The organism is Bacillus sp. XF8 (genome assembly GCF_017498755.1).
GTDB classification, from domain to species: domain Bacteria; phylum Bacillota; class Bacilli; order Bacillales; family Bacillaceae_G; genus Bacillus_A; species Bacillus_A bingmayongensis.
The window spans coordinates 84,229-99,573 of the sequence record NZ_JAGDQK010000011.1; the positions used below are offsets into that span (position 1 = coordinate 84,229).

Annotated in this window: 14 protein-coding genes and 2 pseudogenes; 15 read left to right on the plus strand and 1 reads right to left on the minus strand. The window is 38.7% G+C overall.

The window, feature by feature from the left end:
* Nucleotides 1-17: 17 nt before the first annotated feature.
* The 3 genes from J4P91_RS08345 (at nucleotide 18) to pyrG (ending at nucleotide 3,393) form a co-directional block, all read left to right on the plus strand.
* Nucleotides 18-647 (plus strand): TetR/AcrR family transcriptional regulator, encoded by a 630-nt coding sequence (locus J4P91_RS08345; protein ID WP_207993585.1) that lies wholly within the window; start codon nucleotides 18-20, stop codon nucleotides 645-647.
* Between the two features lie 366 nt (nucleotides 648-1,013).
* Nucleotides 1,014-1,529, plus strand: a complete 516-nt coding sequence (gene rpoE, locus J4P91_RS08350; protein WP_207993586.1) for a DNA-directed RNA polymerase subunit delta — start codon at nucleotides 1,014-1,016, stop codon at nucleotides 1,527-1,529.
* Nucleotides 1,530-1,785: 256 nt separating this feature from the next.
* Nucleotides 1,786-3,393 carry a CTP synthase gene (gene pyrG, locus J4P91_RS08355; protein WP_017153577.1) on the plus strand — a complete coding sequence of 536 codons (1,608 nt, stop codon included), beginning with the start codon at nucleotides 1,786-1,788 and terminating at the stop codon, nucleotides 3,391-3,393.
* Nucleotides 3,394-3,427: 34 nt separating this feature from the next.
* Here the strand turns inward: pyrG and J4P91_RS08360 are convergent, their stop codons facing one another.
* The gene (locus tag J4P91_RS08360; protein WP_207993587.1) at nucleotides 3,428-3,955 is read right to left on the minus strand and encodes a DUF2529 domain-containing protein; all 528 of its coding nucleotides are present in this window, start codon (nucleotides 3,953-3,955) and stop codon (nucleotides 3,428-3,430) included.
* Between the two features lie 207 nt (nucleotides 3,956-4,162).
* On the opposite strand from J4P91_RS08360, the gene spo0F reads away from it, so the two are divergent.
* The 12 genes and pseudogenes from spo0F (at nucleotide 4,163) to J4P91_RS08415 (ending at nucleotide 15,295) form a co-directional block, all read left to right on the plus strand.
* On the plus strand, nucleotides 4,163-4,531 hold the full coding sequence (gene spo0F, locus J4P91_RS08365) for a sporulation initiation phosphotransferase Spo0F (RefSeq protein WP_000398590.1): 369 nt from the start codon (nucleotides 4,163-4,165) through the stop codon (nucleotides 4,529-4,531).
* Between the two features lie 211 nt (nucleotides 4,532-4,742).
* On the plus strand, nucleotides 4,743-5,600 hold the full coding sequence (locus tag J4P91_RS08370; RefSeq protein ID WP_017153575.1) for a class II fructose-bisphosphate aldolase: 858 nt from the start codon (nucleotides 4,743-4,745) through the stop codon (nucleotides 5,598-5,600).
* Nucleotides 5,601-6,037: 437 nt separating this feature from the next.
* A complete protein-coding gene (gene murA, locus J4P91_RS08375) occupies nucleotides 6,038-7,327 on the plus strand; it encodes a UDP-N-acetylglucosamine 1-carboxyvinyltransferase (RefSeq protein ID WP_017153574.1) in 1,290 nt (429 codons plus the stop codon).
* 177 nt (nucleotides 7,328-7,504) lie between these two features.
* The gene (gene glpX / locus J4P91_RS08380; protein ID WP_003209232.1) at nucleotides 7,505-8,470 is read left to right on the plus strand and encodes a class II fructose-bisphosphatase; all 966 of its coding nucleotides are present in this window, start codon (nucleotides 7,505-7,507) and stop codon (nucleotides 8,468-8,470) included.
* Between the two features lie 395 nt (nucleotides 8,471-8,865).
* A complete protein-coding gene (rho, locus tag J4P91_RS08385) occupies nucleotides 8,866-10,137 on the plus strand; it encodes a transcription termination factor Rho (protein ID WP_017153573.1) in 1,272 nt (423 codons plus the stop codon).
* Nucleotides 10,138-10,392: 255 nt separating this feature from the next.
* Nucleotides 10,393-10,638: a type B 50S ribosomal protein L31 gene (locus J4P91_RS08390; protein ID WP_000643436.1), complete on the plus strand. Its 246-nt coding sequence runs from the start codon at nucleotides 10,393-10,395 to the stop codon at nucleotides 10,636-10,638.
* Between the two features lie 108 nt (nucleotides 10,639-10,746).
* Entirely contained in the window at nucleotides 10,747-11,331 is a 585-nt protein-coding gene (locus tag J4P91_RS08395) for a thymidine kinase (protein WP_017153572.1), read from the plus strand.
* 393 nt (nucleotides 11,332-11,724) lie between these two features.
* Nucleotides 11,725-12,792 carry a peptide chain release factor 1 gene (gene prfA, locus J4P91_RS08400; RefSeq protein WP_026049319.1) on the plus strand — a complete coding sequence of 356 codons (1,068 nt, stop codon included), beginning with the start codon at nucleotides 11,725-11,727 and terminating at the stop codon, nucleotides 12,790-12,792.
* Entirely contained in the window at nucleotides 12,792-13,643 is an 852-nt protein-coding gene (gene prmC, locus J4P91_RS08405; protein WP_207993588.1) for a peptide chain release factor N(5)-glutamine methyltransferase, read from the plus strand. Before prfA ends, prmC begins: the two co-directional genes overlap by 1 nt.
* A gap of 279 nt (nucleotides 13,644-13,922) precedes the next feature.
* Nucleotides 13,923-14,481: pseudogene (spoIIR, locus tag J4P91_RS29680) on the plus strand (stage II sporulation protein R); the annotation flags it as partial.
* An 86-nt stretch (nucleotides 14,482-14,567) separates the two neighbouring features.
* A pseudogene (locus tag J4P91_RS29685) lies at nucleotides 14,568-14,786 on the plus strand (stage II sporulation protein R); the annotation flags it as partial.
* A gap of 50 nt (nucleotides 14,787-14,836) precedes the next feature.
* Nucleotides 14,837-15,295 carry a GNAT family N-acetyltransferase gene (locus J4P91_RS08415; protein ID WP_207993589.1) on the plus strand — a complete coding sequence of 153 codons (459 nt, stop codon included), beginning with the start codon at nucleotides 14,837-14,839 and terminating at the stop codon, nucleotides 15,293-15,295.
* The last annotated feature ends 50 nt before the right edge of the window (nucleotides 15,296-15,345 follow it).

Below are 15,345 nucleotides of genomic sequence, written 5' to 3' on the forward strand. Positions count from 1 at the left end.
AGAGAGAGGTGAAGGGGATGGTTAAGCATAATGTGCATGCGTCTGTAAAAGATGAGAAGTTGGTTGCACTAAGGCGCGAGCAGATGATTAAAGGAGCTGTGCAGCTTTTTAAGCAAAAGGGATTTCCTCGTACAACGACGAGGGAAATTGCAAAAGCTGCCGGGTTCAGCATTGGGACACTTTACGAATATATCCGTACGAAAGATGATGTGTTGTATTTAGTATGCGATAGTATTTATGAACATGTAAAAGAGCGACTAGAAGAAGTGGTATGCACAGAGATAGGGAGCGTTGAAAGTTTAAGAGTGGCGATAACAAATTACTTTAAAGTAATGGATGAATTGCAAGAAGAAGTGTTGATTATGTATCAAGAAGTTCGCTTTTTACCGAAAGAATCTCTTCCGTATGTGCTAGAAAAAGAGTTTCAAATGGTGGGGATGTTTGAAAATATTTTAGAACAGTGCACGAAAAATGGCACATTTACATTAACGAAAAAGGAAATACAGCTGCTCGCTCATAATATTTTCATTCAAGGACAAATGTGGGGATTTAGACGCTGGGCTTTGCAAAAACTGTATACGTTAGAGGAATATACAGAAATGCAAATTCGGTATGTCTTACATGGAGCACATATGGTGCTGAAATAAAAAGCTATATAAATATAAAAACAACCTTTTTTAGGTGGGAGAGAGCGTCCGTCTGAGCATAGAAGCGGTCAGATTCCCTTTCTGCCTCATCCCAAGTGAAAACAGAGAGAGGAAACGAATGCAGGTCACCTTCAGTTCCTCATAACGGTGAATTATATGTCGAAAAATCACAATGAATTTATATAGTCTCTACAGGTTAATCTCGTAAATAATAGTCTGTAATCACTTTTATCGATTCCTCATAAAAGTTTCCCGTTTTTTTTTGTAGCATATTTGTTGGAGTTTTGTTTATAATGAATAGTATGGATTTTTTTAAACAGGCCGTTATATATAGGATTATATTTTAAGAAAGGAAGTGCCGCATAAGTGGATTTTAAGCAATATTCACCAGAAGAGCTAAAAGAATTTTCCATGATTGAAGTTGTACATAGTGTTTTAGAGGATAAAAGACAAGCAACGTCATTCCAGGATTTAGTTCAAGAAATCGCTCAAGTGCTGGGACTATCTCAAGAGCAAGTTGCTGCGAAGATCGCACAATTCTATACAGATTTAAACATTGATGGACGTTTCATCAATTTAGGAGAAAACCGTTGGGGATTACGCAGCTGGTACCCATATGAGCAAATCGATGAAGAAATCTTACCTCAACCAAAGCCTAAGAAAAAACGTAAGGTTGAAGAGGAAGAAGATTTTGATGACTACATTGAAGAAGAGGAAGAAGACTTCGATAGTGAAGACGACAGCGATGACGATGATGTAGAAGATTTGGACGAGGTTCTTGAAGACGACGATGATCTTGATGATTTAGAAGAAGAAGATGAAGAAGAATTCGCTGACGAAGAACTCGAGTATGATGAAACAGAAGAAGAGGAAGAACTGTAGTTCTTGACTTTTCATTATCGTCCATGTAGAATCATTTTTGGGCTCTTTAAAACAGGACGATAATACTTTTAAAGTGTAAATATAAAAGAAAATTGCTCCCTACTTATTACTTTTGGTGATGAGGGGAGCAATTTTCTTTTTTGTTTTTTGTTTAGAAAATAAAAAGAGTCTAACAATAAGATAGATACGTGTTATCTACATACGTTGCGCTTTGCAACGGTGATTATATAACAACAAAGTAGAAGGGAGTACTTTCATGACTAAGTATATTTTCGTAACAGGCGGTGTAGTATCTTCTTTAGGGAAAGGGATTACAGCAGCTTCTCTTGGAAGACTTTTAAAAAATCGTGGTTTAAACGTAACAATTCAAAAGTTTGACCCATACATTAACGTAGACCCAGGGACAATGAGCCCATACCAACACGGTGAGGTATTCGTAACAGATGATGGCGCAGAAACAGACTTAGACCTTGGTCACTATGAGCGTTTCATTGACATTAACTTAAACAAATACAGCAACGTAACAACAGGTAAAATTTACTCTTCTGTTCTTCAAAAAGAGCGTCGTGGTGAATATTTAGGAGGAACAGTTCAAGTTATTCCTCACATTACAAATGAAATTAAAGAACGTGTATATCGTTCAGGCCGTGAAACAAATGCGGACGTTGTTATTACAGAAATCGGGGGAACTGTTGGTGACATCGAGTCTCTACCATTCCTAGAAGCAATTCGCCAAATTAAGAGCGATATTGGTCGTGACAACGTAATGTACATTCACTGTACATTAATCCCGTACTTAAAAGCAGCGGGTGAAATGAAAACAAAACCAACGCAACATAGCGTTAAAGAACTTCGTAGCTTAGGTATCCAGCCAAATATTATCGTTGTTCGTACAGAAATGCCTGTTTCTCAAGATATGAAAGACAAGCTTGCATTATTCTGTGACATCGATACAAAAGCAGTTATCGAAGCGCGCGATGCAGATACTTTATATGCGGTTCCATTATCTCTTCAAGAGCAAAATATGGACCAAATCGTTTGCGATCACTTAAAACTAGACAACCCAGCTGCGGATATGACAGAGTGGACAGCATTAGTAGAAAAAGTACGTAACCTTTCTAAGAAAACAAAAATTGCTCTTGTTGGTAAATATGTAGAGCTTCAAGATGCATATATCTCTGTTGTAGAAGCACTTCGCCATGCAGGTTATTCATTTGATACAGACGTAGAAGTGAAATGGGTAAACGCTGAGCACGTAACAGCAGAAAACGTACAAGAATTAGTTGGTGACACAGACGGTATCCTAGTACCAGGTGGCTTCGGCGATCGCGGTGTAGAAGGGAAAATCGTTGCAATTCAATATGCACGTGAAAATAAAGTTCCATTCTTAGGAATTTGCTTAGGGATGCAACTTGCATCAATTGAATTTGCACGTAACGTAGTAGGATTAGAAGGTGCTAACTCTTCTGAAATTAATCCTGACACACCTTACGCAATTATCGATTTATTACCAGAACAAAAAGATGTAGAAGACTTAGGTGGTACACTTCGTCTTGGTCTATACCCATGTAAGCTTACGCCAGAAACAAATGCTTACAATGCGTATAACGAGCCGGTTGTATATGAGCGTCATCGTCATCGTTATGAGTTCAACAACCAATTCCGTCAAGACATGGAAAATGCAGGCTTCATCTTCTCTGGTACAAGCCCAGATGGTCGCTTAGTAGAAATCATTGAATTACAAGATCACCCTTGGTTCGTGGCAGCACAGTTCCACCCAGAACTTGTATCTCGTCCAAATCGTCCACAACCATTGTTCCATGATTTCGTAAAAGCTTCTATTACGAACAAAGAAAGCAAGTAATAAAAAGGCGTCCAAATTTGGACGCCTTTTTCCTTTACTCATATTCGTCTATCATTTCATCAATTGTAAATTTTAATCCGTGATAAGCAAATAGAGATAAGATTAAACTTGGGAATCCATAACGGTTACCTTCATCATCGGGGATTAAACCTTTGAGCAATTTTGTATCAATATGTACATCTGTGAATTGCTCTAGCGAGACTTGGCCATTTTGGATAGCTGAAATACCAACAATGGAGTGCCCTTCTTCTTGCAGCCCTTTCGCCAATGAAATGATATTTTCATCTGTTGAAAAACGACTGATAAGAAGTACGCGGTCTGCGGAGGTAACCTCTGCTTGATTACCATTTTCTATTAAGCGCTTTGCTTGTTTTAGTGGCTCTGCGCCGTGCAATGCTTCCGAAACAACGCCTTCCATTTCTTTTGTACCGTGTAAATAGACGATGCCATCACCAACTAACGCTTGGGCAAGTAGACGGGCACTATCTTCTATGTTCATCTCTTCTTTTTGAGAAATTCTTGTGAAATAGCCGCTCAGTTGAGTAGAAAAAATTTTTAACATCGTATTGCTCCTTTCGAGTATGTTAGGGCGGCTTTCATTATAGCCTATTTTTTCAGAAAGGCGAAGTAATAGGGCTAGCATAACAAAATAGTAGGCGGTAAAATAAGAAAGAATAGGAAGGAATTTGGTAATGAATAGCGAAAATAAATATCGATATAGATATAAGAAGCTTTTAATCTTGTATTTACTATAGAAAGGTTGGGGATTATGGAAGGGAAAATTTTAATCGTTGATGATCAATATGGCATTCGTGTTTTATTGCATGAAGTGTTCCAAAAAGAAGGTTATCAAACGTTTCAAGCAGCAAATGGATTTCAAGCTTTAGATATCGTGAAAAAGGATAATCCAGATTTAGTTATCTTAGATATGAAAATTCCAGGTATGGATGGTATAGAGATTTTAAAACATGTAAAAGAAATTAATGAAGATATTAAAGTTATTTTAATGACTGCTTATGGAGAGCTTGATATGATTCAAGAAGCGAAAGATTTAGGAGCTTTAATGCACTTTGCTAAGCCATTTGATATTGATGAAATTCGTCAAGCGGTACGAAATGAAATCGCTGTAGAGGCTTAAAAAATGAATTTTTTATAAAAAATATGAAAAAAAGCGTTTACATGGACTGATGAGCAGGTGAATACAGTTGAGTTTTTGAGTACAAGTTGTTATCCTATTGAGTGTAGAAAAAAGTCCGGTATGTAAATATACATGTTTTACCTTATTCTGGTCATACTACCAGCGATAAGAACTTATCGGATACAAAAAACGTTTTTTAGGAGGATTCACCATGCCTTTAGTTTCCATGAAAGAAATGCTAAACAAAGCACTAGAAGGAAAATACGCAGTTGGTCAATTCAACATGAACAACTTAGAGTGGACTCAAGCTATCTTAGCTGCTGCGGAAGAAGAAAAATCTCCTGTAATCTTAGGTGTATCTGAGGGTGCAGCTCGTCATATGACTGGTTTCAAAACAGTTGTAGCTATGGTTAAAGCTTTAATCGAAGAAATGAACATCACTGTTCCTGTAGCGATTCACCTTGACCATGGTTCAAGCTTCGAAAAATGTAAAGAAGCAATCGATGCAGGTTTCACATCTGTAATGATCGACGCTTCTCACCACCCATTCGAAGAAAACGTTGAAACTACTAAAAAAGTAGTAGAATACGCACACGCTCGTAACGTATCTGTAGAAGCTGAGCTTGGAACAGTTGGCGGACAAGAAGACGACGTAATCGCTGAAGGCGTTATCTACGCTGATCCTGAAGAGTGTAAACACCTTGTTGAAGCAACAGGTATCGATTGCCTAGCTCCAGCTTTAGGTTCTGTACACGGTCCTTACAAAGGTGAGCCTAACTTAGGATTTAAAGAAATGGAACAAGTTCGTGACTTCACTGGTGTACCTTTAGTACTTCACGGTGGTACTGGTATCCCAACTGCTGACATCACAAAAGCTATTTCTTTAGGTACTTCAAAAATCAACGTAAACACTGAGAACCAAATCGAGTTTACAAAAGCTGTTCGTGAAGTATTAAACAAAGACCAAGAAGTTTACGATCCTCGTAAATTTATCGGACCTGGCCGCGAAGCTATCAAAGCAACTGTTATTGGTAAAATTCGTGAATTCGGTTCTAACGGTAAAGCGTAAGAATAAAATTCCGTTTTGGAAACCGTCTACTCTTTTAGACGGTTTCCTTTCGTTGTATAATGAAAGCGTGAACAAATCTTAAGATTAATTAAATTTCTACATTTCTTCGTATTATCTATATGTGAAGGGAGTTCTCTACTCCTTTTCAATATAAAAGTGGAACATAATGTGCATAGTCCTATTAATAAATGTAATAACGTATCTAGAGCAATCGATGAACAAATCTTGACAGGCAGTTAGTCTTCATCTACTCACTTAAAGTATAACTATTTTTAGGTGAGGTCTTACTGCTTGTTAAGTTCAGGCCAGGGAAGAAAGAAAAGAATATTTTTGTTGATAGTTTGCTGAACGAATGAGATTCTTAAGGAAAGGCTTTCTGTTTTCCTTATTAGAAGGAGAAACTGAAAGTAAATACATTCACAAGAAGGGAGCTCAACATGGAAAAGTTGCTGATTGAAGGTGGACGACCTTTAAATGGATCAATTCGCGTGAGCGGTGCAAAGAACAGTGCGGTTGCTCTAATTCCAGCGACCATTTTAGCTGATACTCCAGTTACCATCGGTGGTGTACCTAACATTTCAGATGTGAAGATGTTAGGGGACCTATTAGAGGAAATTGGAGGAGTTGTAACGTATGGTCAGGAGGAAGAGATGACAGTTAATCCTTCCAAAATGGTTGCGATGCCCTTGCCAAATGGGAAGGTAAAAAAATTACGTGCTTCTTATTACTTGATGGGCGCTATGCTTGGCCGTTTTAAAAAAGCTGTAATTGGGCTTCCTGGTGGATGTCACTTAGGACCAAGACCAATCGATCAGCACATTAAAGGATTTGAAGCATTAGGTGCACATGTGACAAATGAGCAAGGTGCAATCTATTTAAGAGCGGATGAATTACGAGGAGCTCGTATTTATTTAGATGTTGTTAGTGTAGGAGCAACAATTAACATTATGCTAGCAGCTGTGCGTGCAAAAGGTAGAACAGTGATTGAAAATGCTGCGAAAGAACCAGAAATTATTGATGTGGCGACGTTACTAACAAGTATGGGAGCGAGAATTAAAGGTGCTGGTACAGATGTGATTCGTATTGATGGTGTGAATTCTCTGCACGGATGCCACCATTCTATTATTCCAGACCGAATTGAAGCGGGTACGTATATGATTTTAGGAGCGGCGTCTGGTGGAGAAGTAACAGTTGATAATGTAATCCCGCAACATTTAGAGTCAATCACTGCAAAATTACGAGAAGCTGGTGTACAAGTCGAGACGAACGATGATCAAATTACAGTAAATGGGGATCGTAAGTTAAAGATAGTCGATATAAAAACACTTGTGTATCCGGGATTTCCAACAGATTTGCAGCAACCTTTTACAACTCTTTTAACAAAGGCGCATGGAACAGGAGTTGTAACAGATACAATTTACGGTGCTCGTTTTAAACATATTGATGAATTGCGCCGGATGAATGCGCAAATTAAGGTAGAAGGCCGTTCGGCTATTGTGACAGGGCCTGTGCCGTTACAAGGAGCAAAGGTAAAAGCGAGCGACTTACGAGCAGGTGCTGCACTTGTAATTGCAGGATTAATGGCTGACGGAATTACAGAAGTGACAGGGCTCGAACATATTGACCGAGGCTATGAAAATATAGTAGACAAGCTTAAAGGTCTTGGTGCAAACATTTGGCGAGAACAAATGACGCAGCAAGAGATTGAAGAAATGAAAAATGCATAAGGTGCAATGATTGATAGCAATGTGTTTTTTGCTTGTTATTGCAAAAATAAAGATGAAGTGGTGGTGCTTCCGTTAATGGGGGACGAAGAATCACTGCTGACGGAAGCGACACTTTATAGAAAGAAACGGTTCACAAAATACGGCATAAATATTAAGACTTAAAGGAGAGGGATTATTTTGGAAAGAAGTTTATCTATGGAGTTAGTACGTGTAACAGAGGCTGCAGCATTATCATCAGCGCGTTGGATGGGACGCGGAAAGAAAGATGAGGCTGATGGTGCAGCAACATCAGCAATGCGTGATGTATTCGATACAATTCCGATGAAAGGTACAGTTGTAATTGGCGAAGGAGAAATGGATGAAGCGCCAATGCTATACATCGGGGAGAAATTAGGTACGGGATACGGCCCACGTGTCGATGTTGCAGTTGATCCGTTAGAAGGAACAAATATCGTGGCAGCTGGGGGCTGGAATGCACTTGCTGTTATTGCGATTGCGGATCATGGTAATTTGTTACATGCTCCTGACATGTACATGGATAAAATTGCGGTTGGACCAGAAGCGGTTGGTGCAGTTGATATTGACGCACCTATTATTGATAACTTACGTGCCGTTGCAAAGGCAAAGAATAAAGATATTGAAGATGTTGTTGCAACAGTTCTAAACCGACCACGTCACCAAGCGATTATTGAAGAAATTCGTAAAGCTGGCGCTCGTATTAAATTGATTAATGATGGCGATGTAGCTGGAGCGATTAATACAGCATTTGATCGTACAGGTGTTGATATTTTATTCGGTTCTGGTGGTGCACCTGAAGGCGTTCTTGCAGCAGTTGCATTAAAATGCTTAGGTGGAGAAATTCACGGGAAGCTTCTTCCTCAAAACGAAGCAGAGTTAGCTCGTTGCAAAAAAATGGGCATTGAAGATATAAATCGTATTCTTCGTATGGAAGACTTAGTGAAAGGTGACGATGCGATCTTTGCAGCAACAGGTGTAACAGATGGAGAATTACTACGCGGTGTTCAATTTAAAGGCAGCGTTGGTACAACAGAATCTCTTGTTATGCGTGCAAAATCCGGTACAGTTCGTTTCGTCGACGGACGTCATAGCTTAAACAAAAAACCGAATTTGGTTATTAAATAAAAAGTGGAAGCAGCTCGTTCAGAATGGGAGGGGGATGGAGCTTCTGACGAAGAGGCGCTTTTTGCCTCGTAGGAAGACGCGAAGCCACCGGCCATTCTAGCTGCTGGAACTGGATTGTAATAAAAAGCGGAGGTGGCTTAATCAGCTCTGATCTAGCCCTTATCCACATGCTATAAATAGAGAGAAACGGAAGCGATATAAAAGCGGAGACAACTTTTCTTGTCTTCGCTTCTTGTATTTGTGTTACAACGTATTGATTAAAACTAGACAAAAGGGTTACAATAGTGAATATTACCCTACTTGAACTTATTGCCTTTCATTATTATGTATTTGCCTTCCGTATATTTTCCCTTTACCCATGTGAAAAGAGAATAACGTTAAAGTGTGGTGTCTGAATGAATTTGTCAATTGCAGCATTAGAAAACATGAAGTTAAAAGAGTTATATGAGCTTGCGAAAGAATTTAAGATTTCGTATTACAGCAAATTAACAAAGAAAGAGTTAATTTTTGCTATATTAAAAGCTCGTGCAGAAAAAGAAGGTTTCTTCTTTATGGAAGGTGTACTCGAAATTATTCAATCAGAAGGATTTGGGTTCCTACGTCCAATCAACTATTCTCCAAGCTCAGAAGATATTTATATTTCAGCTTCGCAAATTCGTCGTTTTGATTTGCGTAATGGAGATAAGGTTTCTGGTAAAGTACGCCCGCCGAAAGAAAATGAACGCTATTTTGGATTGCTACAGGTTGAAGCAGTAAATGGGGATGACCCAGAATCTGCAAAAGAGCGTGTGCATTTCCCTGCATTAACACCGTTATATCCAAATCGTCAAATGAAATTGGAGACGGAGCCGAAGAAGCTATCAACACGCATCATGGATTTAATTGCACCAGTTGGATTTGGACAACGTGGTTTAATTGTTGCGCCTCCAAAGGCTGGTAAAACGATACTATTAAAAGAAATTGCTCATAGTATCACAACGAACCATCCAGAAGCAGAATTAATCGTACTTTTAATCGACGAACGTCCAGAGGAAGTAACTGATATCGAACGTTCCGTTAAAGGTGATGTTGTAAGCTCTACTTTCGATGAAGTTCCAGAAAATCATATTAAAGTAGCTGAACTTGTATTAGAACGTGCGATGCGTCTTGTAGAACATAAAAAAGACGTTATCATTTTAATGGATAGTATTACCCGTTTAGCGCGTGCTTACAACCTCGTTATTCCACCAAGTGGACGTACATTGTCAGGTGGTATTGATCCAGCTGCATTCCATAGACCAAAGCGATTCTTTGGGGCAGCTCGTAACATTGAAGAAGGCGGTAGCTTAACAATTTTGGCAACGGCACTTGTTGATACAGGATCTCGTATGGATGATGTGATTTATGAAGAGTTTAAAGGAACAGGTAATATGGAACTTCATTTAGATCGTTCGTTAGCTGAGCGTCGTATCTTCCCAGCGATTGATATTCGCCGTTCTGGTACGCGTAAAGAAGATCTATTAATTCCGAAAGAACATTTAGACAAGCTATGGGGTATTCGCAAAACAATGCGTGATACACCAGACTTCGTTGAAAGTTTCTTACGCAAGCTGCGTCAAACGAAAACAAATGAAGAATTTTTACAAAACATTGTTGCAGATTCCAAAAGATATGTAACAACGAAGTAAAGGGAAACGGTGATGACTCGCTTATTTTTATGCTAAGCGAGTTTTTTCATGCTTTTTTGTGAGAGAACCTTAGCCGGTCGGAGCTGAACGAGCCGCTTGCGTTTTTATTTTAAAAAGACAAAAACAGGTAGTTGCAAAATGAAGTTAGCCTTGTTATAATTTCATCATATGTGTTTCATCATTATAGTTGTGATTGCAGCTAAAGATGAAAAACTCTGTTTCGAAAATGATTCAGGGCGGAAGGAGATGAAAAGAATGAAAGCAGGAATTCATCCGGATTACAAGAAAGTTGTATTCATGGACACAAACACAGGCTTCAAATTCTTAAGCGGATCTACTAAAGGATCTAGCGAAACGGTTGAGTGGGAAGATGGAAACACTTATCCATTACTAAAAGTTGAGATCAGTTCTGATTCTCACCCATTCTACACTGGACGTCAGAAGTTTGCTACTGCAGACGGACGTGTTGACCGCTTCAATAAGAAATACGGTCTTAAGTAATAAAAAACATAAAACAGGCAAGTGTATCTATTCGCTTGTCTGTTTTTTTGCGAAAATATTAAACCTTTACCCTACTTTGGATAAAAAAGTAGCTGAAAGGAGAGCTCCATGTACTTAATAAATCAAAACGGTTGGATTGAAGTGATTTGCGGGAGTATGTTTTCTGGAAAATCAGAAGAGCTCATCCGCCGCATACGCCGTACACAATTTGCAAAGCAACATGCAATTGTATTTAAACCATGTATTGATAATCGTTATAGTGAAGAAGATGTTGTATCACATAATGGATTAAAGGTAAAAGCAGTTCCTGTTTCAGCTTCAAAAGATATATTTAATCATATAACAGAAGAAATGGACGTTATTGCAATTGATGAGGTGCAATTCTTTGATGGGGACATTGTGGAAGTGGTGCAAATATTGGCAAATCGTGGCTATCGTGTCATTGTAGCCGGTTTAGACCAAGATTTCCGTGGTCTACCATTTGGACAAGTTCCTCAGCTGATGGCGATTGCCGAGTATGTAACGAAGCTGCAAGCAGTTTGTTCTGTATGCGGATCTCCAGCAAGTCGTACACAGCGTTTAATTGATGATGAACCAGCTTCTTTTGATGATCCAATTATTTTAGTTGGAGCTTCAGAGTCATATGAACCGCGTTGCCGTCATTGTCATGCTGTACCTACAAAACAAAGATAAGTAAAACTCGCTACATAGAGCGGGTTTTTTTCGAAAATAGATGAAGAGTGGGGCGAGCCGTCTTCGCTTTTAAAATAATATCTAGTTCCGGTGGCAAGCTCTTCGCGTCTAAGAACCTCCCGCACTAAAGGTAAAAAGCACCTTTTGTGCGAGAGAACCTTAGCCGGTCAGAGCTGAGCGAGCCACCTCCACTTTTAGATATATCTAGCTCCGGCGGCAAGAATGGTCGGTGGCTTCGCTTCTTCCTGCGAGGCAAAGGGCGCCTCTACGTTAAAAGCTCCATCCCCCTCTCATTCTGAGCGAGCCGCTTGCGCTTTTAAATATAATTTGCGTTTTTTTGATTAAGTACCATATACTATTTGTATTAGATACTAGGATGTTGAGGTGAATGATGTGTTAGATCGTTTGCAAGCTGTAGAAGATCGTTATGAGAAGTTGAACGAGCTGTTAAGTGATCCGGAAGTTATTAGTGATTCGAATAAGCTTCGTGAGTATTCAAAGGAACAATCTGATATTCAAGAAACGGTAGAAGTGTATCGTGAATATAAAGATGTTCGTGAGCAATTACGAGATGCAAAAGCAATGTTAGAAGATAAGTTAGATGCTGACATGCGTGACATGGTAAAGGAAGAAGTTTCTGAACTAGAAGGACAAGAGAAGGAATTATCAGAGCGTCTGAAAATTTTACTTGTTCCAAAAGACCCGAACGATGATAAAAACGTTATCGTGGAGGTGCGTGGTGCTGCTGGTGGCGATGAGGCTGCTTTATTTGCTGGTGATTTATACCGTATGTATAGCCGTTATGCTGAGGTGCAAGGTTGGAAAACTGAAATTATCGAAGCGAGCTATACAGAATTAGGTGGATATAAAGAGATTATCTTTATGATTAACGGTAAAGGCGCTTTCGCAAAATTGAAATTTGAAAATGGTGCACACCGTGTGCAACGTGTTCCGGAAACAGAGTCTGGAGGACGTATCCATACTTCTACAGCAACTGTAGCTGTATTACCGGAAGCAGAAGAAGTAGAAATCGATATTCATGAAAAAGATGTTCGTGTTGATACGTTTGCTTCTAGTGGTCCTGGTGGACAAAGTGTTAATACAACGATGTCAGCGGTACGTTTAACTCATTTACCGACTGGTGTAGTTGTATCTTGTCAGGATGAAAAATCACAAATTAAGAACAAAGAAAAAGCAATGAAAGTATTACGTGCACGTGTTTATGATAAATTTAGACAAGAAGCGCAAGCTGAGTACGATCAAAACCGTAAACAAGCTGTTGGTACGGGAGACCGTTCAGAGCGTATCCGTACGTATAACTTCCCGCAAAACCGTGTTACAGACCATCGAATTGGTTTAACGATTCAGAAGCTAGATCAAATCTTACAAGGTAAGTTAGATGATTTCATCAATGCCTTAGTGATGGAAGATCAAGCGCAAAAGATGGAGGCAGCTGAGTAATGCGCGTCTATGAAGCCCTGAAATGGGCTTCTTCTTTTTTACAGGAAAATGGACGAGATGAAAATGCGGGAGAAATCGTCCTTTGTCATGTATTAAAGACGAACCGAACAGGTTTAATGATGAACATGCGTGAAGAAATATCTGAGGAACAAGAGAAGACGTTTACGAGATTTATCCACAAACATGTAGGTGGGATTCCTGTTCAATATATGATTGGATATGAAATGTTTTATGGTCGTTCGTTTTTTGTAAATGAGGAAGTATTAATACCGAGACCAGAAACAGAAGAGCTCATAGTAGGCGTATTAGATAGAATCCAGCGTATGTTTGGTAAGCGGGAACTTCATGTAGCTGATATTGGTACGGGAAGTGGAGCAATTTCCATTACGCTTGCTTTAGAAAATCAAAATCTTCATGTATATACAGTAGATATTGCACAGGAATCTATTGAAGTTGCGAAAGAAAATGCAAAAGCATTGGGCGCAAATGTAACGTTCTATCATGGTGATTTATTATCGCCGTTTTATGAAACGGGGCAAAAATTAGATGTTGTTGTTTCCAACCCTCCGTATATTCCAGAAGAAGACTGGAGAGGTCTTTCTCCAGTTGTAAAGGAGCATGAACCAAAGCGTGCGCTTGTTGGTGGAGAGGATGGGCTTGATTTTTATCGCCGTTTTATGGAAGAGTTGCCAAACGTCTTGCAAAGAAAAGCAATTGTTGCTTTTGAAGTAGGTATAGGGCAAGGTGAAGATGTGAAAGGATTATTGCAGCAGACATTTCCACATGCCCATGTAGAAGTTGTTTTTGATATTAACGGAAAAGATCGTATGGTCTTTGCGGAGATGGAGTAAGGTAGAACCTTACTCCATTTTTTTATATTGATTTGCTACGCATAAATTACAGCTATGAAAACAAAAAGAGCCCTCCACTCGTTTACTCCTTCTGTTTTTACATGGCATGGGGCGAAAAAGGGTCCTGACCGCATCCGTGCATGGCTAGATGCTCTCTTCCACCCAAAAAAAAGGTTTTAGATCGTTTTTCAATTTATATACTTGAAAGTTTTTCTATAGATTTAGAATTTAATAGTTTAGAAAAAGAGAAGTGTGTCTACACTGTTGACAGAAGGGACGGTGCAAGAGATGAAAAAACAAGCGATTGCCTATTTTCTTTTATTATTAATTGGTGCACAGCTACTTGTGCAGTTTGGATATATGAAAGCTGATGCAAAGGGAAATACCGTTATTCCGAAAGAAGCTGTTCGATTACGTATTTTAGCAAATAGTGATTCAGATAAAGATCAAGCGCTAAAGCGGAAAGTGCGCGATGAAGTAAAGGCACAAATTGATGGATGGGTAGCAGATTTGAAATCGTTTGAGGATGCACGTCGTGTCATTCAAAGTCACATCCCGGAAATTGAAAAAACAGTTGCGAAAACATTAAAACGAGAAGGAAGTAAGGAATCATTTCAAGTTACATTTGGTAAAAATATTAAATTTCCTACAAAAGTATATGGGAACTTTATTTATCCCGCAGGGGAATATGAAGCAGTACTTATTTCAATTGGTAAAGGTGAAGGAGCAAATTGGTGGTGTGTGTTATTCCCGCCGATGTGTTTTCTAGATTTCTCTAGTGGATCAGCTGTAAAAAAAGAAGAGCATGTTGCGAAAGCTGAATCTATTGAGGATGAAGAACAACCAGTGACAGTGCAGAAAGAAAAAGAAGCAGCGGTTGAAAATAAAAATAAAGAAATAGTTTCCAAACAAGCACCTGGAAAAGAAGTATCGAAAAAAGAGGTTACTCCTAAAGAACAAAAAAATGTGAAAGAGACAAAAGAGGAGTCAAAGCAAGAAAAACGTGTGAAACAGGAAGAAATAAAACCTGTGGAAAAGAAACAAGAAAAAACAAATGAAATAGTAGAAGTAGAAGAGCAAGAGGAAGAACCGGAAGTAAAATTGTTTATTGTAGAAGCATTCTCTTCTTTATTTTCTAAATAAGTACTATTTTCTTATCCCTCCTCATATATAGAAGTGAGGGGGGATTGATCGTGAAAAAGACTTACTTTGCTACAAAAAATGATGTTGAAAGATTATATTCTTTTTTCGGACAAGCTAATAAAAAAGATGATAAAATAAATGAGTTATATGAGCAATTTATGATATTGGAAGATGAAGGGGAAATACAGGCTGTAGTTGGTTATGAACAAAAAGGAGACAATGCGCTTGTTCGTTCTTGTTTGTTCACACCTACTGTGGATAACAAGACTTTCCTATATTTTTTTGAAATGTTTTTGCAGTATATGAAAGAGAAAAATATTCAACAATTGTATTTACTCACAAATCATCCACAATCTGTGACGATCTTTCAGTTTTTTCACTTTACAACTGTGAAAAAAGATAAAGTTCCAGAGGATATTCAGCAGCTAGAACATTTTTGTGAAAATATAAAACAGCAGAATGTAATAATACTAAATTGTCAGCTATTCACAAAGTTATCCACTGATTAATCAGGTTTATCCACATTTTGTGGATAAACCTTGTTTGTCTTTTGGATAAA